The sequence below is a fragment of the Pseudovibrio axinellae genome (assembly GCF_900110875.1).
Taxonomy (GTDB): Bacteria; Pseudomonadota; Alphaproteobacteria; order Rhizobiales; family Stappiaceae; genus Pseudovibrio; species Pseudovibrio axinellae.
In genome coordinates this window covers 959,140-985,927 of the sequence record NZ_FOFM01000001.1, presented here as the reverse complement: position 1 = coordinate 985,927, position 26,788 = coordinate 959,140, and the positions used below count along the sequence as shown (strand labels likewise).

At 51.4% G+C, this 26,788-nt stretch carries 20 protein-coding genes; 7 read left to right on the top strand and 13 right to left on the bottom strand.

The genetic code is table 11. The features are described 5' to 3' along the window. Window position 1: 1 nt before the first annotated feature. Genes BMZ51_RS04455 through BMZ51_RS04445 form a run of 3 tightly spaced genes read left to right on the top strand, consistent with a single transcriptional unit; the run spans window position 2 to window position 3,392 of the window. On the top strand, window positions 2-937 hold the full coding sequence (locus BMZ51_RS04455) for an ROK family protein (protein WP_068010615.1): 936 nt from the start codon (window positions 2-4) through the stop codon (window positions 935-937). After that, a complete protein-coding gene (locus BMZ51_RS04450) occupies window positions 934-2,244 on the top strand; it encodes a class II D-tagatose-bisphosphate aldolase non-catalytic subunit (RefSeq protein WP_068010617.1) in 1,311 nt (436 codons plus the stop codon). Before BMZ51_RS04455 ends, BMZ51_RS04450 begins: the two co-directional genes overlap by 4 nt. Continuing rightward, window positions 2,241-3,392 carry an N-acetylglucosamine-6-phosphate deacetylase gene (locus BMZ51_RS04445; RefSeq protein ID WP_068010619.1) on the top strand — a complete coding sequence of 384 codons (1,152 nt, stop codon included), beginning with the start codon at window positions 2,241-2,243 and terminating at the stop codon, window positions 3,390-3,392. The genes BMZ51_RS04450 and BMZ51_RS04445 overlap by 4 nt, the downstream gene beginning before the upstream one ends. Before the next feature lie 39 nt (window positions 3,393-3,431). Here BMZ51_RS04445 and BMZ51_RS04440 read toward each other — a convergent pair whose 3' ends face one another. Further along, window positions 3,432-4,742: an HlyD family type I secretion periplasmic adaptor subunit gene (locus BMZ51_RS04440; protein ID WP_068010620.1), complete on the bottom strand. Its 1,311-nt coding sequence runs from the start codon at window positions 4,740-4,742 to the stop codon at window positions 3,432-3,434. Next, on the bottom strand, window positions 4,739-6,958 hold the full coding sequence (locus tag BMZ51_RS04435) for a type I secretion system permease/ATPase (RefSeq protein ID WP_208979255.1): 2,220 nt from the start codon (window positions 6,956-6,958) through the stop codon (window positions 4,739-4,741). Before BMZ51_RS04435 ends, BMZ51_RS04440 begins: the two co-directional genes overlap by 4 nt. Before the next feature lie 714 nt (window positions 6,959-7,672). Here BMZ51_RS04435 and BMZ51_RS04430 point away from each other — a divergent pair. Next, on the top strand, window positions 7,673-8,413 hold the full coding sequence (locus tag BMZ51_RS04430) for a glutamine amidotransferase-related protein (protein WP_068010731.1): 741 nt from the start codon (window positions 7,673-7,675) through the stop codon (window positions 8,411-8,413). A 141-nt stretch (window positions 8,414-8,554) separates the two neighbouring features. After that, window positions 8,555-9,868, top strand: coding sequence for an NAD(P)/FAD-dependent oxidoreductase (locus BMZ51_RS04425; protein ID WP_068010624.1), 1,314 nt, complete (start codon window positions 8,555-8,557; stop codon window positions 9,866-9,868). Between the two features lie 45 nt (window positions 9,869-9,913). On the opposite strand, the gene BMZ51_RS04420 is transcribed toward BMZ51_RS04425, so the two are convergent. Further along, window positions 9,914-11,296: a flavin-containing monooxygenase gene (locus BMZ51_RS04420; RefSeq protein ID WP_068010626.1), complete on the bottom strand. Its 1,383-nt coding sequence runs from the start codon at window positions 11,294-11,296 to the stop codon at window positions 9,914-9,916. 490 nt (window positions 11,297-11,786) lie between these two features. On the opposite strand from BMZ51_RS04420, the gene panB reads away from it, so the two are divergent. After that, window positions 11,787-12,593 (top strand): 3-methyl-2-oxobutanoate hydroxymethyltransferase, encoded by an 807-nt coding sequence (gene panB, locus BMZ51_RS04415; protein WP_068010628.1) that lies wholly within the window; start codon window positions 11,787-11,789, stop codon window positions 12,591-12,593. Window positions 12,594-12,650: 57 nt separating this feature from the next. Here the strand turns inward: panB and BMZ51_RS04410 are convergent, their stop codons facing one another. The 9 genes from BMZ51_RS04410 to BMZ51_RS04370 all read right to left on the bottom strand — a co-directional run bounded on the left by BMZ51_RS04410 (window position 12,651) and on the right by BMZ51_RS04370 (window position 21,822). Then, window positions 12,651-13,469: a phosphodiesterase gene (locus tag BMZ51_RS04410; RefSeq protein WP_068010630.1), complete on the bottom strand. Its 819-nt coding sequence runs from the start codon at window positions 13,467-13,469 to the stop codon at window positions 12,651-12,653. 457 nt (window positions 13,470-13,926) lie between these two features. Further along, window positions 13,927-14,058, bottom strand: a complete 132-nt coding sequence (locus BMZ51_RS23875; protein WP_139201336.1) for a DUF2474 family protein — start codon at window positions 14,056-14,058, stop codon at window positions 13,927-13,929. Beyond that, window positions 14,058-15,065: a cytochrome d ubiquinol oxidase subunit II gene (cydB, locus tag BMZ51_RS04400; protein WP_068010632.1), complete on the bottom strand. Its 1,008-nt coding sequence runs from the start codon at window positions 15,063-15,065 to the stop codon at window positions 14,058-14,060. The genes BMZ51_RS23875 and cydB overlap by 1 nt, the downstream gene beginning before the upstream one ends. Next, window positions 15,055-16,476 (bottom strand): cytochrome ubiquinol oxidase subunit I, encoded by a 1,422-nt coding sequence (locus tag BMZ51_RS04395; RefSeq protein WP_074881762.1) that lies wholly within the window; start codon window positions 16,474-16,476, stop codon window positions 15,055-15,057. Before BMZ51_RS04395 ends, cydB begins: the two co-directional genes overlap by 11 nt. Window positions 16,477-16,721: 245 nt before the next feature. After that, window positions 16,722-17,099, bottom strand: a complete 378-nt coding sequence (locus tag BMZ51_RS04390; protein WP_068010634.1) for a DUF805 domain-containing protein — start codon at window positions 17,097-17,099, stop codon at window positions 16,722-16,724. A gap of 118 nt (window positions 17,100-17,217) precedes the next feature. Next, the gene (locus BMZ51_RS04385) at window positions 17,218-17,451 is read right to left on the bottom strand and encodes a FeoC-like transcriptional regulator (protein ID WP_068010636.1); all 234 of its coding nucleotides are present in this window, start codon (window positions 17,449-17,451) and stop codon (window positions 17,218-17,220) included. Between the two features lies 1 nt (window position 17,452). Further along, a complete protein-coding gene (gene feoB / locus BMZ51_RS04380; protein WP_068010638.1) occupies window positions 17,453-19,795 on the bottom strand; it encodes a ferrous iron transport protein B in 2,343 nt (780 codons plus the stop codon). Further along, the gene (locus BMZ51_RS04375; RefSeq protein WP_068010640.1) at window positions 19,792-20,112 is read right to left on the bottom strand and encodes a FeoA domain-containing protein; all 321 of its coding nucleotides are present in this window, start codon (window positions 20,110-20,112) and stop codon (window positions 19,792-19,794) included. Before BMZ51_RS04375 ends, feoB begins: the two co-directional genes overlap by 4 nt. A 141-nt stretch (window positions 20,113-20,253) precedes the next feature. After that, window positions 20,254-21,822 carry a bifunctional aminoglycoside phosphotransferase/ATP-binding protein gene (locus tag BMZ51_RS04370; protein ID WP_068010641.1) on the bottom strand — a complete coding sequence of 523 codons (1,569 nt, stop codon included), beginning with the start codon at window positions 21,820-21,822 and terminating at the stop codon, window positions 20,254-20,256. 265 nt (window positions 21,823-22,087) lie between these two features. On the opposite strand from BMZ51_RS04370, the gene BMZ51_RS04365 reads away from it, so the two are divergent. Beyond that, window positions 22,088-23,761 carry a thiamine pyrophosphate-binding protein gene (locus tag BMZ51_RS04365; protein ID WP_068010644.1) on the top strand — a complete coding sequence of 558 codons (1,674 nt, stop codon included), beginning with the start codon at window positions 22,088-22,090 and terminating at the stop codon, window positions 23,759-23,761. A gap of 117 nt (window positions 23,762-23,878) precedes the next feature. On the opposite strand, the gene BMZ51_RS04360 is transcribed toward BMZ51_RS04365, so the two are convergent. Continuing rightward, window positions 23,879-26,596 (bottom strand): bifunctional acetate--CoA ligase family protein/GNAT family N-acetyltransferase, encoded by a 2,718-nt coding sequence (locus tag BMZ51_RS04360; RefSeq protein ID WP_068010646.1) that lies wholly within the window; start codon window positions 26,594-26,596, stop codon window positions 23,879-23,881. Between the last annotated feature and the right edge of the window lie 192 nt (window positions 26,597-26,788).

Sequence of the window (26,788 nt, the reverse complement as noted above, 5' to 3'; positions counted from 1 at the left end):
CATGGTAACAGCGGGCGGAATTGATCTGGGCGGAACCAAAATCGAAGCAACGGCCTTTGATGAAGCCTGGGCCGTGGTTGAGAGCAAACGTATCGCCACGCCAAAAGAGACCTATGAGGGTTTGGTGGATGCTCTTTGTGAAATGATCCATTGGCTGGAAGAGGTCTCCGGTAACAAAGACCTGCCCATTGGTGTTGGAATTCCCGGTTTCTACTCCAAGCGGACAGGCAAATTTCTAACTGCCAACCTCCCAGCATCAGGTCGCACACTGCATGACGATATCATCAGCAAGTTGGGCAGGGCGGTTACCTTTGAAAACGACTGCAACTGCTTTGCTTTATCTGAAGCTGTGCTGGGTGCAGGGCGAAGTTACGACACCGTCTTCGGCTTGATCCTTGGTACTGGGGTTGGGGGCGGGTGTTGTTCCAATGGTCATACTGTTTCCGGCCTGAACGGGGCGGCGGGTGAATACGGTCACCTTGGCATTCCATACGCTGCGATGACAAAGCTGGGGCTGGAGCCGCTGAAGTGCGGGTGTGGACGCACAGGGTGTTTTGAAACCTACCTTGCCGGTCCGGGCATCAGCCGCTTGGCCAACCATGTCACCGGCAAGGCCGTAGATGCTCAAACAATTACAAAAGCTGCCGCTGCTGGCGACGTGCCAATGCAGGAGGTCATGCGCCTGTGGTCTCAGCTCGCCGCCGAGCTGGTTGCTGCCCTGCAATGCAGTTTGGACCCCGATTGCATTGTCCTTGGCGGAGGCCTTTCTAAAATACCGAATATTGAGCGAACCATTGCGCAGGCATTGCCGGGCAAACTGCTCAATCACACAGAACCGCCTATGATCTGCGTTGCCCAGTTTGGGGACAGCAGCGGCACACGCGGTGCAGCACTGGCTGCCTTGCAGGACTGCGAGCATCTGGGAGAGGGCCTATGAGCAATCCATTGCTGGAGCTGATTGCAGAGAACCGGGCGGGAACAGGCATCGCCATGCCGTCCATTTGCTCTGCGCAACCAGGTGTGATCCTTGCCTCTGCACTTCTGGCTGCAGAAAAGGGGCAGGTTCTGCTGTTGGAAGCAACCAGCAATCAGGTCAACCAGGATGGTGGCTACACCGGAATGAAACCCGATGACTTTGTGGGGTATGTCAAAGGCATTTGTGCTGAGGCCGGCTTGCCCGATACCTCTCTGCTTTTGGGAGGCGATCATCTAGGTCCACAAGCATGGCGGACAATGCCTGCTGATAAGGCTATGGCAAAATCCAGAGATCTGATGAGGGCATACGTGGAAGCCGGGTTTACCAAAATCCATCTGGACTGCTCGCAAGGCTGTGTTGGCGAAGAGGCACAGGTGGATGATGAGACCAGCGCAAGCCGCGCAGCAGAGCTTGCCGCTGTTTGCGAGGCCTATGCTCCCGATCCAGACAAGCTCAGTTACATCATTGGCACTGAAGTGCCTCCCCCGGGAGGCGCTCGCAAGGAGGACGCACACGCGATTGAACCCACACCTCCCGCACGTGCGCGGGCGACCTTACTTATGCATTATCAAAAGTTTGATGAGCTGGGCCTTGAAGCCGCAAAAGGGCGCATTTGTGCGCTGGTCGTGCAGCCCGGTGTTGAGTTCTCCCCCTTCCACGTCGACCACCTTCCCACTGGTGAGGGCAAAGCATTGCGTGCGATACTGGACCCTTACAAGAATGTGGTTTTTGAAGCACACAGCACGGACTACCAGCACGACAGCGCTTATCCACGTTTGGCCTCCATGGGCTTTGCGATCCAAAAAGTAGGCCCGGCCCTGACCTTTGCCTACAGACAAGCAATCTACGCATTGGACCAGCTGCTGGACTGGCTCGAAGAAGACCGACGAACAGCTCCAAAAATTCCAGCTGTGCTGGAAGCTGAAATGCTGGCGCAGCCTACATACTGGCGCTCGCATTATCACGGTACGGATCAGGAATTGCGCCTGCTCAGGCACTTCAGCTATTCAGACCGGGTGCGCTATTACTGGCCACAAGAGAGGGTACAGTCTGCCTTGAAGGCAGTCTTTGCCTCCCTTGCAACCCACACCATTCCAGAAACACTGTTACTTCAACTGTTTGCATCTTGTGTTGTAAAACGTGCACGGGCTTTGCAGCGGCATGGTTTTGGCATAGAGAAGGCGCTTGTGCTTGCCCAAATTCAGCAGGCATTAGACCCTTATTACTTTGAAAGAGTTGAGACACCTCAGCTTGAGGAGACTCTATGAGCACTGCTTTGGGCAACCGGACAGATAACAGTGATACATGGCTGTATCCAGATCAGGTATTTGATGGCCAAAACCTGATGCACGGCACTGCTGTTTGTTGTGTTAATGGAAAAGTTACCGCCTTGTCTGCGACGGATGCCGTTCCGCACGGTGCATTGGTCCATAAGGTGCCCGGCCTTCTCACTCCCGGTTTCTTCGATATTCAGATCAATGGCGGTGGTGGTGTTTTATACAACACCTCACCGACGCCAGAAGGTCTCTTTACCATTGCTGCTGCGCACCGCCAGTATGGCACAACAGCTTTGTTGCCAACCGTGATCACAGATGCTCCTCATGTTCTGGAGGAGGCTGCTGAAGCGATGAAAGACGCCTTTGGCAAGCAGGGCATTCAGGGCATTCACATTGAAGGCCCCCACATCAGCGTTGCGCGTAAAGGCACCCACGAAGCCAGTTGGGTCTGCCAGCTTAATCCAAACAGCCTTAAGCTGGTCCGCGACCTGCGTGACCGAAACATTCCCGTGCTGATGACCGTAGCTCCAGAGGGTGTTGCCAAGGGAGATATTGCCAAACTGGTTGAGATGGGTGTTGTTGTGTCCATCGGTCACACAGATGTGGGCGCAGCGCAGATCAAACCGGCATTGGAAGAGGGGGCGACCCTTTTCACGCATTTGTTCAATGGCATGTCTCAGATGGCTAACCGCGAACCGGGTGCCGTCGGAACGGGTATCAACTCCACCGCTTATTGCTCACTCATTGTTGATGGGCATCATGTGGCCGATGATATGTTGTTGCTGGCCATGCGCGCGCGTCCGGTGAAAGATCATATGATTATTATCAGTGATGCAATGCCAACTGTCGGCGGACCAGACGCCTTTGATCTTTACGGCCAGAATATCCGCTTAGATGCAGGTAAGTTGGTCAACAGCGAAGGGTCCTTGGCTGGTGCACATACAACCATGTTTGACTCGCTCGCCCACGTGGTGAACGTGCTGGAGCGCCCCACTGAAGAAGCGCTGCGCATGACGCTGTCCAACCCAGCAAAACTAATGGGGCTCGAGCAGCCAGTCGCCAGACTGCAAGGCGCTGATCTGTCAAATGTTTTGCTGATTGCAAATGACTACAAATCAGTCTCGTTCCTTTCGGCGTAATCATGAGCGCAGCGGATTAGTGCTGAGCTAAAATGCAGACTATCGCTCCCTGAAGGCCTCTGCTTTGACCTTGATAAGCGGTTTGGCAATGTAACTAAGAACGCTTTTTTTGCCTGTCAAAATGTCTATGCTTGCGGTCATGCCCGGCGTAATTGGAAGCGGGTTGTGCACGGGCCCCAGATAGTTGCGCTTTGTTCTCACAATCACCTTGAAAAACACTTTGCCACGCTCATCCTCACGTGTGTCAGGGCTTATGCGCTCAAGCACGCCCTCCAGTCCTCCGTAAATGGAATAGTCATAGGCCGTCACTTTCACACTTACATTTTGGCCAGGGTGAAGAAACGCAACATGCTGAGGCTGGATTTGGGCTGAGACCAGTAATGTGTCCTCCAAAGGAACAATTTCAACGAGCGGTTCGCCTGCTTGAACGACGGCCCCAATGGTGCTGACACTGAGTTTGTTGATGACACCACGCATCGGTGCCACCAGAGCACTGCGGTCAACGCGATCAGCAGCACCACGCAGCCGTTCTTCAATCACGGCAAGTTCAGCCTTGGTTGCAGCCAGATCAGACTGGGCTTTTGAGGTAAAGGCTGTTTGTGTAGAGATAATGCGCTGTATGGCCTCGTTCTTGGCAGAGATCGCACTGGCAAGGGACGCAGAGAGCATTTGGCGCTCTCCGTTGAGAGTCGTGTACTGACGTTTGAGGCGCAATAACTCGATTTCTGGCAGGACCCCGCGTTCAAACAGTTTCTGATTGATTTCCAGCTCCCGCGATACAATGGAAAGGTTGGAAGACAGCATAATTGCTTCTGCCTCCAGTTGTTTGTGCGCTTGCTCCTTCTGGGCGTACTGGCTGTTAAGCACCGCAACCTCGGCGCTCAGTTGGTTTTTCTGCGCTTCGTACACTTCAAGCTCACGCTCAAAAAAGACCGAGATGTCAGGCGGAACACCTGTTTGGTCCAGCTGTATGCGGGCCTGTGTGGATTCAGCTGTTAAGCGCGCCAAACGTGCTTGCAAGGCGTATTTCTTCTGCTTCAGCTCTCCCAGCTGAGTGCTAAAGCCAGTATTGTCCAGTTTTACCAAAACAGCGCCCTGTTCCACGATCTCGCCTTCATAATAATACAGCGCGGAGACGATCCCCCGTTCAGGAGCCTGCACAATTTGCATTTGTCGGGAAGGGATGATGCGCCCTTCTCCGCGTGTAACTTCATCGACCTGTGCAATGGCTGCCCAGATAAACATCAGCGAGAAGACCACTGCACAGGTGGCAATCAGACCGCGGGCTTGTTTGGGGCTGTGAAATCTGGGCAGATGCAAGTGGGTGGATGAAGGCTTTGCGCGGCTCATGCTCTCAGCCTCTCCTCGATGGGAACTGTCTTAGGGGTTTGAACTTGGCGCAGGCGCGTTTTTTGCGTCAGCTCTTTTACGTCATCTCGTGGACCGTCCGCCACGATGCGTCCTTGGTCCAGCGCGATAAGGCGATCTGTTAGTTTTAGGAGGGAAGGGCGGTGCGTGCTGATGATGAGTGTTAGTGCCCCGTTGTTATAGTGCTGCAACCCCTCCAATAACCGCCGTTCAGAAGACAGGTCGAGATGACTGGAGGGCTCGTCAAGGAACAGGATTTTTGGCTTGCGCAGTAATATGCGAGCCAATGCAATGCACTGTCGCTGACCTCCTGATAAGGCATTGCCATTCTCGCCCACAATCAGGTTATAGCCTGACGGGTGTCGGTTGATCAGACGGTCAAGACCCGTCACGATACAGACCTCTTCGATATCTTTGTCTGAAAGGTGCGGAAGGCCAAGGCACAGATTATCTCGCAAGCTCCCCTGGAACAGCATATTGTCCTGAGACATGTAGCCTGCGAACCTGCGTAAGTCTGTTGGGTCGAACTGGCGGGTATCAATACCATCGATAAGAACGGCACCCTCGCTTGGGTATCGCAGACCGTTGATCAGGCGACCAACCGTTGATTTTCCAGAACCAACAGATCCGATCAGACCGACAGTGCTGCCGGGCTCTACCGTAAAAGAGCAGTAGAGCAGGCTGGGTTTCTCACTGAGTGGATAGGAGAAACTGACATTTTGAAACTGTATCTTGCCGTTGCAACTGTGCAGGTTTGATGTTGCCCGGCCAGCCTTGCGTTCAGTCGGCTGCTTAAGAAGGTCGCTCAGCTGGCGGTAACTGTGAAGGACTTGCCGTAAACGCACTAAAGCATTGGCGATGGATGAGATTGGCGCAAGCACACGCGTAGACAGCATCATGGCGGCAATCAAACCACCCATGTTAACCGCCCCAGCTTCTACCCGGTAAACACCCCACACGATGATGAGCACCGAAACCATCGCCTGTACATGCCCGGTTCCAACCATGGCAAGGTTGGACCAGTGTCGGCTTTGGCGCAAAATCTCGCTGCTTTTCTCAACAGACTTTTCCCAGCGAGCCTGCATGTGGGCCTCAGCGTTTAACGCGCGTACCGTTTCATGACCACACAGGGTTTCCATCAGTATGTTTTGTCTTTTGTTTCCCTCAGTACTTGCTGTTTGCACCGTGCGCTCAAGGGGCAATTGAGCCGCGAGATTTATGAGGCAAACAAGCGGGACAGCAAGCAAAGGTATCCAGGCGATGGGGCCAACAATGAAAAACAAAATGCAAATGAAAACACCAATGAAACAGAAATCTAGAAATGCAATCAAAGCTGTTGAACTGAAAAACTCGCGCAGCTTCTCATATTCATGAACCGTGCCTGCATATTCTCCAGCACTTTTTGTTTTGGTCGAAAAATCTATGTTTTGCATGTGAGAGAAGATCTTCGATGCCAATTTCTGGTCGGCCTTTTTGCCGAGGCTATCGAGGATGGAAGCGCGTGCCAGCTTCAAAGCACTGTCCCCTGTCAGGGCGAGCACCACGCCGACTGTGAGTGCCCACAGGGAAGCAACGGCAAAGTTTGGCAGGATACGGTCATAGACATTCATGATGAACAGCGGCGATGCCAGAGCAAGGCCGTTAATGAACAGTGTGCCTGCTGCAACTGTTGAATAGTCTGGCCAGAACTGAATGAACTCGGACCAAAACCAATGTTTGCTTTTGTCTTGAATTTGCCCGCTGCTGTCTCGTGCATGTAAAGAGGAAAACAAGATTGCATGACCAGAATAGATGCGCTGCAGAATATCCAAGCTGAGATACTGCGGCTTCTGCTGGTCCAGCGGATCAAGCAAATGGGCTTGGCGTGTCGACCCGTCATAACCGACGAGCAGGCGCAGTGAATTGTCATGAAGCACGAGTAAGCATGGAAGGTTGCTACTGGAAATTTCACTCAGCACAATTTGCTTTTTTTGAGCCAACAACCCGCAATTCTCTGATGCTTTTTCAACCTGTGAGAATTGCAACTTGCCTCCTGTAAGAGGCAGGGCCGCTGTAATTGCGGTTTTGCTAAGGAAGTTACCGTGAGCTCGGCAAATATACGCGATGCTCTCAACCAGAGCGTCCAGCACCTCACGCATTGGATGGCTACCTTCCTCGGTATTGAGGGCATGAGGGCTGGACAATCGAAAATTACTCACAGCGTGTACCCTTGATTATTGAAAGCAATTTCTAATTATATGATCGTGATAATTTGAGGGGCCACGCTTTGTAAGGTCTTCTCACAGAAGACAGAAAAACAAGCAAATACAACGCATTACATCTATTTTGCTTGTCTCTCTGTTTTTGCAAGAAAGCCTCAGCGTTCTTGTAGGACCTAAGAAAACACCCTGAGTAAAATGTGGCAATCTAGGGAAGTTGTACCGTCAAATAAGGGGGCAAAAATTGCGGGAATGTTATTGGTAGAGAATTGCCTATAGAATCTGCGCCGGTAAAATTAGTTAGGCAGAAACCTTCGTTTCTTAGCGAATCCAGCGTCTATCTCTAGTTCAACATAACCAAAAGTTTTAGGAAACCGGAAGATCTCTATGGGGATTGCGGGGTAAATGACGTAGGGGAAGAATGCTCCGTGATTTTTGAGGGGCTATGAATTCGCAATGGTGATCTTGGTGCTGCCATCTTGGGAGGAGATTTTGAGGTAAGGCCGGCAGGCGAACAACCCGATAAGCATTGACTCACTCACCTGTATTGAAAGTGAACGCTTAAGACCTGCTGAACCAATATATAAAAGCGCTAAGGGAATTGGTCGGACACAGGCTGCAAGAGTTTACACAGGTGAAGTTGGCAGCCTATAATTGAGTATTCGGTCCTGACACTTTATGTGGCTTTTGCATCTTGGAATTTTGGAGTGCTCTTTGACTTTTAACCTTGGAATTCTGGAAGTAGGCCGTCCACCCGAAAATCTGGGCAAGACATTCGGCGATTACCCCTCAATGTTTGAGAGTTTGCTCAGAGATCAGGGGGCAAACTGGAACTATGTTTCCTACCCTGTGATGGATGGCAAACTGCCACAATCTGTCCATAGCTGCGATTGCTGGTTGATTACAGGCTCCAAGCATGGCGTTTACGACAAGCTTGAATGGATCGAGCAGCTCAAAGAGTTTTTGAAAGATGCCTACGACCAGCATGTGCCTATCATTGGTATTTGCTTCGGGCATCAGATTTTGGCTGAAGCGCTGGGCGGTAAGGCCGAGAAATCCGAAAAAGGCTGGGGCTGCGGGGTCTTTACTTATTATGTATTGCAGAGCCCGCAATGGATGCCGGAAGGTGTGACAAGCTTCTCGATTGAGGCTTATCATCAAGATCAGGTCGTCAGGCTTCCAGAGGATGGAGAAGTCATTGCGTCCTCAGACTTTTGCGAGTTTGCAGCAATCGACTACAATGGCAGAGCCCTCTCATTCCAGGGCCACCCAGAGTTCGGCGAGGATTATTCGGTGGCACTGTTTAAGGAGCGGCGCGGTGTCTCCTTGCCAGAAGAAATTGCTGACCATGCGATCGAATCTTCGAAGGCACCCACGCAATCTGGCCAAGTCGCCCATATGATTGTGAGCTTTATTCAGCAAGCTGCAGTGCGGGAAAAAAGGCACGAGGTTTAAAGTGGTCCCGCTTAACGTGTAAGCTTGAATATCGGTGGCGACAGACAATCTGTCCTGAGCCCGATACCCAGTTCAAGCGCGAGTGCTCAGTGTAGGTTCAGGGGCTTTTGGGAGTAACAGTAAGCCTCTCCAAGGATGTAAATGGCTATTTCCCAAAGATTCCTCCATGCCAATGATAAGGCCGGAACATATCCGCCGTCGTATTACTGTGCAACAGCCAACAAGCAACTCGACTTTCCCAAACTGGAAGGCGAAAGCAGCTGTGATGTGTGTGTGATTGGTGCAGGTTACGCAGGCCTGTCCTCAGCTCTTCATTTGGCGGAGCGCGGTTACAAGGTGCAAGTTCTGGAGGCGCACCGTGTTGGTTGGGGCGCATCTGGACGCAACGGCGGGCAGCTTGGCAGCGGACAAAGGATGGATCAGGATGATCTGGAAACCCTTGTCGGTCAAACCCGGGCCAGAGAGCTTTGGGATCTGTCTGAAGCCGCCAAATCCCTGACCAAAAACCTCATCGACAAACACAAGATTCACTGTGACTTGAAACCGGGCATTCTTCACGCAGACCATAAGCAAAGCTATGTCAGCCACAGCAAGGCCTATGCGGAGAAGCTGGCGAAAAACTATGACTACGAACAAATCAGGTTCGTAGACAACGCTGAGATACAAGAGATGCTTGATACACAGGCGTATCATGGTGGAACGTTGGATAGGGGAGCTGCCCACCTGCATCCATTGAATTTTGTACTGGGCTTAGCGCAGGCTTGCGTGTCGGCGGGCGTCGAAATCTTTGAAAACTCTGAGGTGCTGGAAATCCAGAAAGGAGAGCCTGCACTGCTGAAGCTTGCAAAGGCTCAGGTTCGTGCTCGCTATGTGATTTTTGCCTGCAATGGCTACATTGATACATTGGAGCCCAAGGTTGCGGCGCGGGTGATGCCCATCAACAATTACATCATTGCCACGGAGCCTTTAGGGGAGGACATGGCGAAGTCTTTGATCAGAGATGATGTGGCCGTGGCCGATTCAAGGTTTGTAGTCAATTATTTCCGCTTATCGGCAGACAATCGACTTTTGTTTGGAGGCGGCGAAAGTTACAGTTTCCAGTTCCCCGATGACATCAAAGCCTTTGTTCGCAAACCGATGCTCGAGGTCTATCCGCAGCTTCAAGAGACGCAGATTGACTTTGCTTGGGGCGGAACGCTGGGTATCACCCTCAACCGCATGCCATATTTTGCAAAGCTCTCGCCAAATATGCTCAACGCCAGCGGCTTTTCAGGCCATGGTGTTGCAATGGCCACCTTCGCCGGCAAACTCATGGCTGAGGCGATTGACGGACAGGCCAGCCGGTTTGATGTGATGGAGAATTTTCCAACCCGCGCGTTTCCCGGTGGCCGTCACTTGAGATGGCCGCTCATGGTACTGGGTATGCTCTATTACAGCCTGCGAGACAGGTTCTAACGCTTGTTGAAACTGGCTTTTGTGTCTTTAAGAATGCAAAGACACTCAGGCGGCCGACGTTTCTTTTTTAAAGCTGTCAGCCTCTTCGGCCGCGCTGGTAACCTGTTTAAAGCTGATATCCTGCGGAAGCGTCCAACCTAGGCGCTTATAGAGTTTCGCGACATATTTACTATGCGATTTGGCATCACAATAACCAGCATGTCGCCCTGTCTCCTGGAAACGAATGCCTCCCGTCAGATCTGGCTTTTCAGTTTGGATGATTGCTTCCATTTTGGCAGCGCGTTCCGGGGTCTCTTCCTGGTCCTTTAGGTAGTTGGCGACCAGACCCGCCATGTAGTCAAACCTTTTATACGCGCCAGCATTCGTCTCGATATAGCTGATCCCAAACAGGTTTTTATGCTCACGCGAGGCTGCTTGAATAAACAGCTCAGGTCTGCCTCCTTGGTAACTGAAGAGATCGCCAGCAAAATCCACACACTGGTTGTATCCGGTCGCACATAAGATCAAATCAATCTCTTCCCGACTGCCATCTTTAAAGACAACATACTTGCCGTCCAACCGCTCCACATCAGGCTTTATCTTCACATCTCCATGTTGCAAGGAATGCACGAGTTGGGTGTTTAAGATCGGGTGTGTTTCAAACAGCTTGTGATCTGGCTTCTCAATACCAAGCCGCTGTAGGTTGCCATTCAGCAAGTGTAGCAAAAACGTAAAAAGTGGCCGCATCATCCAAATCGGCAAGTTAGGACCGTTATCGGCAAAGACATCAGCTGGCATACCAAATACGTGTTTGGGAACAATATGATAGCCCCGGCGCATGGAAAGGAAGGCTTGTTTGCCTATACTTCCCGCGTCACAGGCAATATCGCAACCGGAGTTGCCAGCGCCGATCACAAGCACACGTTTTCCATCAAGTTCCCTCATGTGCTTGTAGGTCTGGCTGTGACGGATCTCACCGTCAAATGTGCCTTTTAGATCGGGCATGTTGGCCTGCCATTGCGAGCCTGTTGCACAAACAATAGCCTTGTACTCCCGGCACTGCCCGTTGGAGAGATGGACCTGCCAGCGCTCGCGATCCGTCTTGGTCAGCTTCACGATGCTGGTTGAAAACTGGATTTTCTCCCGCAAGCCATACGCCCGCGCAAAGTCACGAAGGTATTTTCTGATCTCGCTGTGCTTGGGGTAATCTGCAAACTGCTTTGGCATAGGAAAATCTGCAAACCCAGAAAGACTGCGAGAACTTATGAAATGCGCACTCTCATAGATCGCCGTGCCTTCGTGTTTGATATCCCATAAACCGCCCACGTCTGGGTTAGGGTCAAACTGATCCCAAGCAAGGCCATTGTGCTGTAGGGCGCGAGCCATAACGAGCCCCGCTGGCCCCGCACCTGCAATACAGACCGCATCACCCCTATCAATAATATCCACCGTCCCCTCCCTGAACTGTGAAAACTAACCTTACGGTAATCATTGGTAGGATTAAAAGGATATTTATGGATGTCGGCAGACAAAAATGCCCGCATCATGCAGCTAACTCTGCTGAATCGCGAAAGAAAGCACTGAAATTCCGGCAGTCTCTTATTTGTCCGCGCCTAGTGGGGGCCGCACGCTAGGAGTTAATCGTGGTTTAAAACACCAGCGGATCAACTGTGAGTGGCGCATACCGCACCAAAAGTTCCATTGGGTATCTCAGCGTTATTTCATATTCTCATAAAAGTCGCTATTAAGGCGCACAGGGGCAGGGTTCTTGCGTTGAAAATGTCGAGAACCTAAGAAACCTCGCAATAATAAAGCGCACTCCCATAAGCGCTGAATGGGATTCCTCGCAGAGTGCGCGAGATAACGAAGGCTTAAAGCAGTCGGATTGACCGGAATTAGGGCAGGCTGCTTTGAAGAAACGAAACGGGTACCAAATACCATGTCTCATACCGCTGCAATTCGCCGAAAAACCGTCAAAGACATTTTGAAGGCGAAAGGGCACCACAAGCTGGTTTGTTTAACCGCGTACACAGCACCAGTTGCACAGATCCTAGATGAGCATTGTGATCTGCTGCTGGTAGGGGACAGCGTTGGTATGGTGCTTCATGGCCTGCCGGACACAACCGCAGTTACTTTGGACATGATGATCATGCATGGCAAAGCAGTGATGCGCGGCTCTCAAAATGCACTCGTTGTTGTCGATATGCCATTTGGTTCTTTTGAAGAAAGCCCGCAAGCTGCCTATCGCAACGCATTGCGTGTGATGCAGGAAACCGGGTGCCAGGCGGTCAAACTGGAGTACAATTCAGCGGCACCTGAAACCATTCGTTTTCTCGTCGATCGCGGGATTCCTGTGGTGGCCCATATCGGTTTACGCCCGCAATATCTGCATGTCGAAGGCGGCTACAAGGTTGCGGGTAAAAGCGAGGAAAGCCGTAAGGAACAGCTTGAATGCGCCGAGCAGGTTGTTGAGGCCGGTGCATTCTGTGTTGTCGTTGAAGGTACGAAGGATGAAGTCGCCCGCGAAATTTCAGATAGCATCCCCATTCCAACCATCGGCATTGGTGCATCTGTTGACTGCGACGGCCAAATTCTGGTTACGGATGACATGCTGGGCATGTTTGACCGCACACCAAAATTCGTTCGCATATATGCAGAGTTGAAGTCTCAAATTGAGACGGGTGTGAAACAGTATGCAGACGACGTACGCCGGGAACAGTTCCCTGCAGTGGATGAAACCTATTAAGGTTTCATCTGCTAAAAAGCCTGTCAGAGAGCTGTTGTGCTGAGTTAGGCGCCTCGCCTAAAGCGCGAACAGCTCTGCGCCATCGGTAAATGAACGCGGTTTTCCATAATCACCAATAAAACTGAGGTGATTTATCAAGTGAACGCCATCCCAAACAAAGATGCGCACCGCTGGTGGGTCCATTATGAAAGTTGCTTCTCCCACGGTCTTTAGATCAAGAGTAACTTGGTGGGCTGAGGACGGGCAGACGTTAATAGGTATTCCGCCTTTAAATGTTTCAATTGCGCGGTGCACATGGCCGCAAGCAATATGACGGACCTGTGATTGCCCTTGGAGAACCGGCCAAAAATCCTCATTAGCGCGGGTTAGCATGATTTCATCCATGTGAGCGATGCCCGTCTGGAATGGAGGATGATGCATAAATACCAGCGTTGGCTGCTCCTTATGGGCTGACAACTCCTCTCGCAACCACGCCTGTTTATTGGCGTCGAAATGGCCATCATGCTCCCCAGGAATGGTTGTATCGAGCCCGATGATCCGCAGACCTTCTTTTTCGATGGAAAACTGCAAAGCCCCGTCTTTGGTCAGATACTCATGATCTGCGAAAGCCTGGCGCATCACGTCGCGATGATCATGGTTCCCAGGAATAACGTAGTATGGCATCTCTAACTGCTCAATTTTCTGCCGAAACAGCTTGTACTCTTCCGCGTCGCCAAGATCGACCAAATCACCACTGATAATCACGAAATCGAGACGCGGACGAAATGCGTTCAGGTGATCGATCGCCGCACATAAATGCGTGGCCGTATCAACGCAGCTATAGGCCAACTGCCCATCAGCCATCAGGTGCGTGTCAGTGAGTTGTGCAAAATTCATGTCTGCTACTCCGGTGAGATACTTGCAAATATCGACAAGCCAAAGCGTGTGAATCTACTCATTCAGAAACAGAATCTCTGAATATTCTATATGCCTCAAACAACAGGGGAATTTTGCATGAGACTTGCAAACTTGCAAGGCACGTATCCCACTAACTCGTAGGCAGATTTTTCTCTCTTTCAGGTGGAGTCAATAAGGCCAGGACAGTCGCAGATATAAAATGTGTTGGATTTTGGCGGTTTTGCTCAAAAATAAACCAGACCTAGGGTTTTGACGCATTGAAAGGTGACCAAATACATATCACAGTGCAGCCCTGAAATATGAGAGGCGTATGGCGATGGACATTGCGTTTCGGAGTAATTTAGAGCCGTAGCGGAGGAGGAACCGCGATCGGTTCGTTGGGAGCGGGGCGTGCTATGGGGATAGCACGCCCTTTTTGTGACCCGGACTTGTCTCGTTAGATGATAAGGCTTCTCAGTGCATAAGAAACAACCATTATAGAGATGACACCAGCGACCCAAAGGGCGGCAAACCAAAGCAAGCGCTTCCACAGGGGCTGTTCAACATCGCCAGTTCTGTCAGTTGTCATTAGTGATAACCCTCCGTAGACTTAATTTTCCCTCTGAACACGTAGTAGGCATACCCGGTGTAGATCAGGATCATCGGGATTAGGATGACCGCGCCCACAAGTAGGAATTTCTGGCTGCTCTCGGGTGCAGCAGCATCCCACAATGTGTAAACATTGGGCACCACATACGGGAATATGTTGATCCCAAGACCCACATAAGTGAGCAAGAACAACACCAAGGATGCAACGAATGGTGTGTAATCCTTGTCACTCATAAGTGCGCGCCATAACACAAGCGTTGTAACGGCAACAAGGATCGGAACTGGGAGCGTATAAAGCAAGTATGGGAAGCTGAACCACTTTTCCATAATGCTTACATTGATGAATGGCATCCACATGCTCACTAGCAAAAGAAAACCAATCATAAGAACGGCTGCGTATTTGGAGACGCGGCGGAAATGCACCTGAGGAGCGCCTTCCAACTTCATCACCAGCCAGGTTGCGCCCAGTAAGGCATAACCTGCGACAACTGCCAGACCTGTCATGACGGAAAACGGTGTGAGCCAGTCCCACCAACCGCCGACATATGCCCGGTCAGCCACATCAATGCCTTGCACAAGTGTGCCCAGTACCAAGCCCTGACAGAACGCTGCCACGACAGAGCCTGCAAAGAACGAAAGATCCCAGAACGGTCGCCGTTCTACCGATGACTTGAACCTAAATTCAAAGGCAACACCTCTGAAAATCAGACCGATCAACATGCCTATAATGGGCGCGTAGACAGCAGGCATAATCACTGAGTAAGCCAGCGGGAACATGGCAAACAGGCCACCACCGCCAAGCACGAGCCAGGTTTCGTTGCCATCCCAGACAGGGGCAACACTGTTCATCATTAAGGTGCGTTCATCGCTGTCCTTCGTTGTTGGATAAAGGATGCCGATACCAAGATCGAAACCATCCAGAACAACATAGGCAAAGATCGCCACAGCAATGAGAAAGCCCCAGATAAGTGGATAATCAAGAATCATCGGTACGATCTCCCTCGTTCGGTTCAAGGGCTTGCGCTGGCGTAATCCCTGCACTCCTGACGGGCACGCCAGTTTTCAGTCCATGACTATTATCTGGCGACTTCGACATCGAACGCAGGATGTAGAAAATTCCTACACCAAAGACGATAAAGTACACGCCAACAAACAGAACCAGAGAAGCCCAAACCGCAGGCGCTTCAACCGGTGAAATAGAATCTGCCGTTCGTAGCAAACCAAATACAGTGAAAGGTTGTCGGCCCACCTCGGTAGTAGTCCAGCCTGCGATCACCGCGATAAAGCCTGCAGGGCCCATCACCATAACGGCGCGGTGGAGCCAGTCACTCTCGTAAAGGCGACCTCTCAGCCGAGACCACAGCCCCCATAAACCGATAAATAACATAAGGAAGCCGATACCAACCATGATGCGGAAAGAAACAAATACCTTCGCTACAGGTGGCCAGTTTTCGCGAGGGAATGCATTGAGCCCCGGCACAACACCATCAAGGCTATGTGTTAGAATAATGCTGGAAAGGTAGGGAATTTCGACCTTATATTTCATCTCTCTTGCTTCTTCATCAGGCCAGCCAAACAGAATCAACGGTGCTGGTCCCTGATTTTCAAAGTGACCCTCCATTGCCGCGATCTTTGCTGGCTGATGTTCAAGAGTGTTCAGACCATGCAGGTCACCAGCAAACATCTGCATCGGCGTCACTATAATGATGAGCCACATCGCCATAGAAAACATGACTTGCGCACCCTCACTAAACCGGTTTCTCAGCAGGTGATAAGCACCCACGGCACCAACGACAAATGCGGTGGTAAGGTAGGCAGCGAGCACCATGTGGACGAGGCGATAAGGGAAGGAGGGGTTAAATATGATTTGCAACCAGTCTTCAGGAACGAACTGGCCAAACTCATTCATGGCGTATCCGGCTGGCGTTTGCATCCAGCTGTTCACGGAAAGGATCCAGAATGCAGAAAGAGCTGTACCAAGCGCAACAACCACCGTCGCGAAAAAGTGTAGTTTTCTGCCAACACGGTTCATGCCGAAAAGCATAATGCCAAGGAAGCCAGCTTCAAGGAAGAATGCAGTCAGGACCTCGTAGCCCATGAGGGGGCCAACGACAGCACCGGTTTTCTCCGCAAAGACAGACCAGTTGGTTCCAAATTGATATACCATGACGATACCGGAAACCACGCCCATGGCAAAAGAGAGAGCGAAGATGACGAGCCAGAACTTGAAAACCCGCAAGTAAACATCACGTCCTGTCCATAGCCATAAACCCTCCAGTACGGCAAGAAAGCTTGCTAAGCCGATGGTGAAGGCTGGAAAAATGATATGGAACGCGATTGTAAAGGCAAACTGAAACCGAGCCAGATCAACTGCTAAACCGTCTGCAAAACTGTCCATGTGACCACCTGTCGATGGGGTGTATTGATTTTAGATTATGACTTCACGTAGCGGAACACTCTTAACAATTGTGTTTTTTTCGGGGCTCATAACCTGTGCGCCCCAAAAGATAGAGCACTTGTCTTTGCTGTAGTAACTGGTTTCTTGAAAAAACTGGTTGCATTACATAGTTTCCGCTATGCAAAGTGTCGCATAACGAACGCTTATGCCTGATTCACTCCAAGCCTAACCTGATTGCGGCAGCTCTAAGCGTCATACTCGGTTGTGCCTTCGTCAGAAGGTTGCACAAACCAGTAGAGCAATAGCAATCCGCCCAAGAGCGGTATGAAGGCTATAAGCAGCCAGAAGCCTGAGCGATTAACGTCATGCAAGCGCCTCACAGCGACAGCTATGTTGGGTAGAAAAAACGCAAGGCCAAAAATGGAGCTGAGAGGGGCCCCATCTTGAATACTGCCAGCAGGTAAGCCGAGTAAAGGTGCGATCACAAAGTTATCGATGATGTGAGAAACAACCATCGCGATAAAAACGAAAAGCGTCCACCACCAGTATTCTGAGCGTGGTGCGCGACCTTTGAATTGGACATACTTTTCGAAACAAGTTCTGACAGCGCTTTGAAAGTCCACGTTTTGTTCCCTCCTTGCGGTGCTAAGAGAGTAAAGCTCATGGACAACGGCGCAAACCTGTCAGGTTTGAGGGGTACAACAAGTGGGCTCAGATTTGATCCAAGCCCACATGAGTACGCTAGTCTTTCAAGCGGTATTGAACCGTGGGCGCAAAACTGCATCCCCCACAAGAGCTTGCACAGCTGCTGGACGCAGCGCTGGAAGAACATCCAACTTCTTCAATACGGCCTAATGCTTTGAGCTGGGAAACCATCGCCACTGCAAAATCGCCGGGAATGTTCATATCCTGGGCTATCTCGCTGATTGTCGCGCCGCCACGCTTTGCCAAAACACCTTCAATTTTCTGCAACATCCTACTCTGCTGCCTCCAGTGTTGCCTGGGGCACAATGGGGCTGTCAGCTTTGTGGCGCATATAAAACAGCACGCCGACAATCGCTGCAAGCAAGCCAACAATCCACGCCGCTGAAGAGGCGGGATGTCTGGCAAATGTGCCGATCTGATAGGATAGTGAGGCTCCAGAATAAGCCAGCAACGTGGTCCAGCCTGCTGCAAACAAAGCCCAGTTACGCCCAACTTCGCGCCAGATGGTCGCCAGCGCTGCAGTACATGGAATGTAAAGCAACACAGCAATCATGTAGGCAAACGCGCCGACTTTTCCATCAAAGTGAGAAGCAAGTGCAGTGAACAGACCAACCTCGACTTGTTGCTCTTCCGCAGCTGCTTCGACAGTGGAGATATCACCAATATCGACACCAAGCGGGTCAAGCATCTGCGAGGTCAGGTCAACGATACTTGTTGTGAAGGTGTCGATGGCTGCCTTGGCAGTCTCCAGCGGAGCAGGTGCGTCGCCTTCATCCTCAGTGGTGACATAAAGGGTCTGCAACGTTCCAACCACGGCTTCCTTTGCAAAGATACCGGTGACCAAACCAACTGTTGCTGGCCAGTCATCTTGGCTAAGCCCCATGGGAGAGAAGATCGGCGTTACTTGTTTAGATACAACAGCCAATACCGACCGCCCATTGGCCTCATTGCCGAAGTTCCCTGTAAAGTCCACCGAATTCAAAATTGTCAGGACCGCAACGACGGTAACAATGATCTTACCTGCACCAAAAAGGAAGATCTTTAAGCGGGTCCATACCAGTTTCATAACCTGAGACAACTGAGGCATTTGATAGGTTGGAAGCTCGATGGCAAGGCTTGCAGACTGTCCCTTATAAAAGGATCGGGACAACGCCCAGCCAGTAAAGATCGCAACGCCAACACCCAAAAGGTACAGAGCAAAAACAATGTTCTGGCCATTAACTGGGAAGAAAGCGGCAGCAAACAGTGCGTAAACAGGCAAGCGCGCACCACAAGACATGAACGGTGCCATCATGGAGGTAACCACTCGTTCGCGCTCAGTCGCCAGCGTGCGGGTGGCGATCACAGCAGGAACAGTACAGCCAAAGCCTAGGATGAGCGGCAGGAAGGCCCGTCCGGGCAGTCCGATCCGGCGCATCAGGCCATCAGCAACCACGGCTGCACGGGCCATATACCCGCTTTGCTCAAGGAAAATCTGACAGAGGAATAACAAACCAACGATAGGGGCGAACGTACCGACAGTCTGCAAACCTCCGCCAATGGCTGTAATCACCATCTCCGCAGCACCGCTTTCAAGGCCAAGGGCGTACAGTAAGCTGAGCGGTGTTTGAATGAACAGGGCATCTCCTAGCCCGTCAAATAGATCAATGAAATAGGAGGACACGTTGATAGCAACGAAGAACATGACATACATGATGCCAAGGAAGACAAATGGTCCGGCCCACTTGGAAAGTACAAAGCGATCAATCTTGTCAGAAAAGCTGCGCACATTGTGTGGTTCAGGCAACTCCATGAGTTGCGCAAGAGAAAAGGCGCGATTGAAATAGCTTGTTGCCATCACAAGTTCGGTCGGGTCTTGCAGACGTTCGGCGCACTCATCGGAAATTTGCGTTGCTTTAACAAGAACACTGGGGGGAACCATCTCACGCGCAAGCTTGTCCCCTTCCATCAGGCGATGAGCAAGAGGCAATGCGCTGTCAGAAAGTTCAGGCGCCAATCGAGCGATGTCTTCTGCAAGTGTCTGGACCGGCTTGATCAGGTCAAACGGATCAGTCAGCAAACGGGAAGGGGCATGAGGTTCGTTGATCGCGACTAAAAGCTCTTCTCGCAAAACAGCCAGAGAAGGGGCATCGTGAACAGACGTAGCAACAACAGGAAGTGCCAAAGCAGCTGAAAGACGATCTGCTGCGTCCTGAAGAACACCTTGTGGCCACAGATCAGCTTTCGTCATAACCGCGATGACAGGAACATCAAAGGCGAGCGCCTGCATCAAGATTGCAAGTGAACGCTCCAGCGCAATTGGGTCAAGCACCACGGCCAATGCGGCAGGACGGTCATTAAGCAGGGCCTGGCGGGTGATCCGTTCATCAATGCGGTCATCTTCTGGAGAAGAAAGCGTCGCAACGCCGGGCAAGTCCATCAGTGCCAGATCAAGGCCAGGCGTTTCACAAATGCCGGTTTTGCGATCAACAGTCACGCCCGGCCAGTTGCCAATCACCTGACTGCGGCCGGTAAGCTTATTAAAGAGACTGGACTTCCCGGAGTTTGCTGTCCCCAGAAGGTGAACCTGAGGTTTGCCTTCACAACTGCAGCTCTTAGTATCGTGGCAGCTCATTGGTCAACCTCTTCCACCAAAATGGTGCCAGCCAGGTCAACTCCAACAGCCACACGCTGGGACCCGATAGAAAGGATGCGCGCGCGCGTTCCGCTGCCTTCAAAAATAGTGAGGGGACGGTCACTGGTGAGCCCAAGTGATCTAAGTTTGAGTGCATCCGCCCGGCTTCTTCCAAGGCGAACGACCTTTAACTCTACGCCGCTGCGTGCTTGCGTAAGTGGCACAGCCTGGACAGGAGGAACGAATGTCTCACGATACGGTGCAAAAACTTCCCTATGGGGAGCCTGCTCGAATGTTTCTCTGGCTTGCAAAGACATTTAGCCTCCAAAAATCTTAGTTCTTGAAGACAATAAAATGCAATTGCGAATGACTTGCATTGACAGCAATCAATTTTAAAGCGGCTTTGAGCGTTGCCGAACCTAGACTATCACTTTGTAATCATTATAAAAAACGGAATCTCAGCTTCCGTGTTTCAGCCCCATACGACTACAAGCTTGTTTTAAAACAGCTTCTTTGGGGGCAGTGCTGTCCAGCTTAGGCCACGCAATGGAACCCAGTGCGTACGTTTGCTGTTTTCGAACCACATCACTATCTGCATCAGATGCGTCGCCGTGTCGCGCTTCAACGCGGTTGATAAGCGTTTGCAACTCAGCCTCAAGCCAAATGCCGTAAAACTCGGCCGCTTCCTGAGCCGCCAGTTTCTCAACTGAGTCGCGCTCCTCAGCTTTGCTGTAGACACCATCAATGATGACAGAATGCCCGCCAGCAAGGACCTGGCCCGCACGCGTGAACAGTTCACCATAAACCCTGGCAGAAAACTCTGGTGTGTAGGTTGCCTTCCCCGCTTTGTCAGTCTCGCCAATATCCAGCAGTTCTTTGCGTATAACATCCGTTCGCAAATGGACTGCTCCCGGCATCCGGCCAAGAAGAGGAGCAAGGCCTTGAGCAAGCGTTGTTTTGCCTGTCCCAGACAGTCCGCCAATTGCACAAAGCACTGGAGCAGTTGGCTCAAGGGCACGGCGACAAATCTGAAAATAAGCCCTTGCCTGATGCTCGGTCTTTTTACGCGTCTCCCCGTCCTGATGAAGAGAGGAGGCAGCTGCGATCTTTGCTCGAATAGCAGCCCGCATCATCAGATAAAACCGAAGGACACGGATATCTTCCAGATGCTTAGGTTGATGTGTCAGCCTGAGATAGGTGTTGAGCACAATATTTGCTGCGACCGGTTCTTCGCGCTCACAAAGGTCAAGCAACAGGAAAGCAAGGTCATAAAGTACATCCCCCGTTGCAATCGCATCATCAAATTCAACGGCGTCAAACAAAAGCGGCTTGCCATCATGCAAAACGATGTTGGATAGGTGCGCATCCCCATGGTTCAGACGAACGAATCCCAACGCACCACGTTGCTGAATAGTCGGCTCAATGGTGTGGTGTTCTTGGCGAGCAGCTTTATCCAGCGCTAGAACTTGATCCTTCGGGAAGAACTGCGGAAATTCTAAAAATGCGTCCAGATTCTGGTCCATATACGATGCCAGATCATCAATCCAGGGCTGTGCCTCTCGCAGGGTTGTGCGGCTGTGAGCGTTGACCATAAGCTTAGCCAGATCAATCGCAAGCTCAGAGCTGATACCTTTTTCTTCCGCGATACGATCCAAGCCTAGGTGTTCATTGAAGCGGTTCATATGAACGACCCACTCCACAGCCTGGCCTCTCCCGGCGAGTTCAAAAGAACCGTCTGGTTGCAGAGTGATTGGCAATGTGCTGCGATAGATTTGAGGCGCATATTGGCTGTTGAGGTGTATTTCTGCTTCGCAGGCCGCTTTGCGTTTCTCCAAACTGGAATAGTCCAGGAATGGAAACTTCACGTCACGCTTCATCTTGTAAGCGTCATTGCCCACCAGAAAAGCAATATTTGCATGGGTGTCGATGCGTTTAACCTCTTGTCCCCTGTGCGCGGCGGCAGAAGAGAAGAAGTCAATAATCTCGCTTTGCTCTATGGTATCAACGTCAAAACTGTTAGCGGTCATGACACCCCCATTACAACGGCACAAATCTAAAGCTGTTTGTGCATCCTTGCATTGTAAGTGCCAATCAATCAATCGGGCTAAGGTTTATAAGGGGGGCGGAAGAGAACGCCTGCATATGGCCCGATATGTCATGCACCGCGCACTAAAACCGTCAGGATTTGTCCAGTTCATTCCAAGCTGGAATAATAAAGGGAAATACTGCAGATTTTCATGGGACGATAATCCGCGTATCTTCTCCCCAATTGAATTGATAGCGGAGTGAGGGATGAGCCAGACAAAACGGACCGGTGGTCAGTTAATCGTAGATGCGCTGGAAGATCAGGGCGCAGAGCGTGTCTTCTGCGTGCCGGGCGAGAGTTATCTCGCTGTGCTGGATGCGTTGTATGATGCTTCCATTCCGGTCACGCTTTGCCGTCAGGAAGGTGGAGCTGCCATGATGGCAGATGCCTGGGGTAAAATGACGGGTAAGCCAGGCATCTGCATGGTTACCCGCGGACCTGGCGCCACCAACGCCTCTGCTGGTGTTCACGTAGCTCAGCAAGATTCAACGCCTATGATCTTGTTTGTCGGGCAGATCGCAAGGGACATGCGCGAGCGCGATGCCTTTCAGGAAGTTAACTACCGTCAGATGTTTGGCAGTATTGCCAAGTGGGTCGCCGAGATTGACCAGCCGGACCGTATCCCGGAAATGATATCCCGCGCCTATCATGTTGCAACGTCTGGCCGTCCGGGCCCGGTTGTTTTGGCCCTACCAGAAGATATGCTGATTGAAATGGCCGAGGCACAACGCGTTCCTGCGATGCGTCAGATCGAAACGCACCCATCCAATCAGCAGATGGAAGAATTCAAAGGCTTGTTGGAAGAGGCGGAGCGTCCGTTCTTCATCCTGGGCGGGTCGCGCTGGTCAGAGGAAACCTGCAACACCTTCATGGCTTTTGCGCAAAACAACAACATGCCGGTTGGTGTATCCTTCCGTCGGCAGATGCTTTTTGACAACACTCACGCTTGTTATGCAGGGGATGTCGGTATCGGCATCAACCCGAAGCTGAAAGAGCGCATTGAGAACTCAGATCTCATTGTTTTACTTGGCGACATACTTTCTGAAATGCCCAGCCAGTCCTATTCGATGCTGGACATTCCTGTACCAGCTCAAAAGGTCGTTCATATCCACCCAGGGGCAGAAGAGCTGGGCCGCATCTACGTGCCAACACTGGGCATAAATGCAAGCCCAACTGGCTTTTGTGATGCACTGGCTCAACTGGATGTAGCGCAAAAAACCGGCTGGAAAGCGCAAGCAGACCAAGCACACGCAGACTATATGGCTTGGTCTGGTGCCCGTCCCCAGGTCGCAGGCGACCTGCAAATGGCGGGAGTGATGGAGTGGATTGAGAACAATCTTGAAGACACCACCATTTTCACCAATGGCGCAGGCAATTATGCCACTTGGGTGCACCGCTTCCATCGTTTCCGCAAGTACAACACTCAGTTGGCTCCAACCTGTGGCTCCATGGGTTACGGACTGCCAGCAGCTGTAGCTGCAAAGCTAAAATTCCCAGAGCGTGATGTCATTTGCTTTGCTGGTGACGGCTGTCTGCAAATGACCATTCAGGAGCTGGGTACAGCTGCGCAGGAAGAGGCTAACATCATCGTTGTCGTTGTCGATAACGGTATTTACGGCACCATCCGCATGCATCAGGAGCGCGAATACCCTGGTCGCGTTAGCGCGACCACTTTGCACAATCCCAACTTTGCAGAGCTCGCCAAAGCCTATGGGTTCCATTCAAGCACAGTAAAAACGGCAGCAGAGTTTGGCCCGGCATTTGAAGCGGCAAAAGCAAGCGGCAAGCCCGCACTTCTCCACCTTCATCTGGACCCGGAAGCAATCACGCCTGCACGTTCACTCACGCAAATTCGTGATGCGTCTCTGGCTGAGGGCTAATAAGTTGTAAACGTTTGAGGCGCAAAGCAAACCGCTAAAAAAGTGAATGCTTTGCTCCTCAAACCTCTCAAACACTTGTAGGAGTAAAGATCGCCGTCCGACGTGATCAAATCGGCTCTAACTCATGGTCTCACGGTCAAGGGCTGTCACGTCAAGGGCAACATCAGCAAGTGCATCATCGTCAGGCGAACGTTTTACACGGAACCCCAGACTGCGACACATATCCAGCATAGTGGTATTCTCGCGCAGAACTTCGCCTTTTACGGTCTGAATCCCATCGACTTTGGCGTAACGAATAATCAGCTTCATCAAGATCCAGCCTAGACCGAACCCTTTGAGGTTGGACTGTACCATCACGGCATATTCGCCTTCGGTGTGATCTGGGTTGGCGTGAAGCCGCACCACGCCCAAAATATTCCCTGTTTCAGGATCAATGGCAGCAAAAGCAATTGCCCGCGCATAATCAAGCTGTACAAGACGGGCTAAAAACGTATGCGAAAACTCTTTGACCGGAGCAAAGAAACGCAGCCTTAGGTCTTCAACGGAAACCTTCTCAAAGAACTTCTTCAAGATCCCCTGATCTTCTGGGCGGATAGGGCGGATAAGAACTGTCTTGCCATCTTTCAGCTTGTGAGTGTGCTCCCACTCAACAGGGTAGGGCACAATTGAAAGGCGGGATCTCCCCTGACGGCCTGGGCGCTTTTCCGGAGCACTAATGGCAACACGTGCATCAAGCACGACAATGCCGGTTTCATCTGCAACAACCGGATTAAGGTCAAGTTCGCGCACCTCTGGAAAATCTACAGCAATCTGCGAGAGTTTAACCAGCAACTGCTCGACCTCTCCAATATTCACGGAAGGTCGGTTGCGGAAACCTTTAAGGAGTTTGGAGGTGTTGGTCCGTGAGATCATCGCATTGGCAAGGTTCAGATCAATGGGCACCAGATCCATGGCCCGGTCTCCAATCACCTCAACCGAGGTGCCGCCTTTGCCAAATACAACGACAGGGCCAAACACCGGATCGTCAGCCAGCCCCGCATAGGTCTCAAGGCCAAAGCGGCGAGAGACCAAGGGTTGGATTTCAACTCCAGTAATCTCAGCATCGGGAAACGAGTGTTTCACGTTCTGGAGGATTTTTTCAAAGGTTGCCTTCACATCCTCGACACTGTCGACACCAAGGTGGACGCCGCCAATGTCTGACTTGAATGTCAAATCTGGACTACTGACTTTAAGAACCAGCTGATTATGTTTGCCGAACATAACTTCGGCAACCTTGGCAGCCTCTTCCACCGTTTTAACCAGATGCAATTCTACCTGATTGATGGAATATGCGCGCAGCAGTTCGCGGGTTTGAACAGGTGTGAGCCACTTTTGCCTATTCTCTAAAGCCGCGCTAATTGTCTCTTTTGCAAGTCTGAGGTTAGGCTTGTAGTCGCTTGGCAGACTGTCAGGCACAGCTGAAAGATGGTCCTTTGCCTCTTTGTAACGCACCAGATGCATGAAGGAGCGAATTGCGCCAGATGGACTTGGATAACAGGGAACGCGCGCTTCATCGAGATATTGACGTGGTATGTTCGCGCCCCCAGCAAGCGTGGTGACAAAGGCTTGATGTTTGCCAAACCGCTTGCGGTCTTCTTTGGCCGCTTCAGCAATGGCTTTGGCAACCTCTTCAAAATCAACAAAGGCTGTTGGTGCTGCAATCGCCAGTACGCCGTCGGAGTTTGGGTCTTTAAGGAGGGCGCTGATGCCTTCTTTAAACTCTTCAGGACTGGCCGCTTCAGATAACACCATCGGGTTGTCTGCCACTGCATCTGCACGTGTCAGCGACAAAAGGCTTTCTTTGGTCTCGCTGCTGATCGGCGCCAGCTTTCCGCCAACCTTGGCAAGGCGGTCCGCAGCAAGTGTCGCCAGACTGCGGCCATTCGCGATGATGGAAAGACGCCGCCCAGTCGACGGGGCAACCCGCGTGATGGTTTCCGCTGCCTCAAACATCTCATCAAGATCATAAACCCGCAGAACGCCAGCACGTTGCAAAGCAGCGTCATAGACGGAGTCGCGTGTGGCAAGACGGCTGGAATGTGCCATTCCGGAGATATGTTGGTCACGGCTTGCACCGCTGCGAAGAACAATCACCGGCTTTGAGCGGGCAGCAGCACGTGCAGCAGACATAAACTTGCGAGGGTTTGCTATGGTCTCAAGGTGGACAAGGATTGCCTTGGTTCTGTAATCCTGAGCATACCAATCCAATAAATCAGAGACGTCCACATCCAGCCTGCGGCCAAGCGAAACCACGCCCGAAAAACCAATCGAGTTTGCCTTGGCCCACGAAAGGGTGGTGTTAAAAATAGTGCCAGAGCGGGAAATGAGAGCAAGATCGCCTTTAAGAGCCTGCTCGCTTGTCAGAAGTGTTGAAAGGTTGGAATACGGCGAGGCCAACCCCAAACTACCCGGACCAAGAATCCGAATATTATAGGGGTGTGCAGCTTTTAAAAGCGCATCAAGATGTACCTCACTCCAGCTGTCAAAGCCACTTGCAGGTATGACAACGGCCCGCGTTCCTTGCGCGCCAAGCTGGTTGATACTCTCCGCTGCGGTTGTCGGGTCACCAAGCAAAATTGCTAGATCTGCATTGCCGTCAACCTTGGATATGGAAGGAGCACTGGCGAAGCCGTCTGCTTCAGTTTCAGGAAGCCCAACGAGTGTCTTTACCCCCGTAAACTTGCAAGTCGTCAGGCTGTCTATGAGACGCTGCAGGACCATTTCCTGCTTGCTGTTAGGGCCAACAATGGCAATGGAGCGTGGAGAGGTCAGGCCCTCCAAATTGCAGATCGTCATAGCGCAATTCCCGTCAAACTCGGCTGAGTTTTAGTTGCTGTACGAGTGGGTTTCAACTCAGATCTATGACCCGTTTACAGATCGAAAATATAAGTCTGAGACCCAAAATAGGAGAGAGGTGCGACAGCAAGGCGACACCTCTCTCCATTTTGATAAGAGCAAGGACTGAGAGATAAGATGTCTTACCTCCCA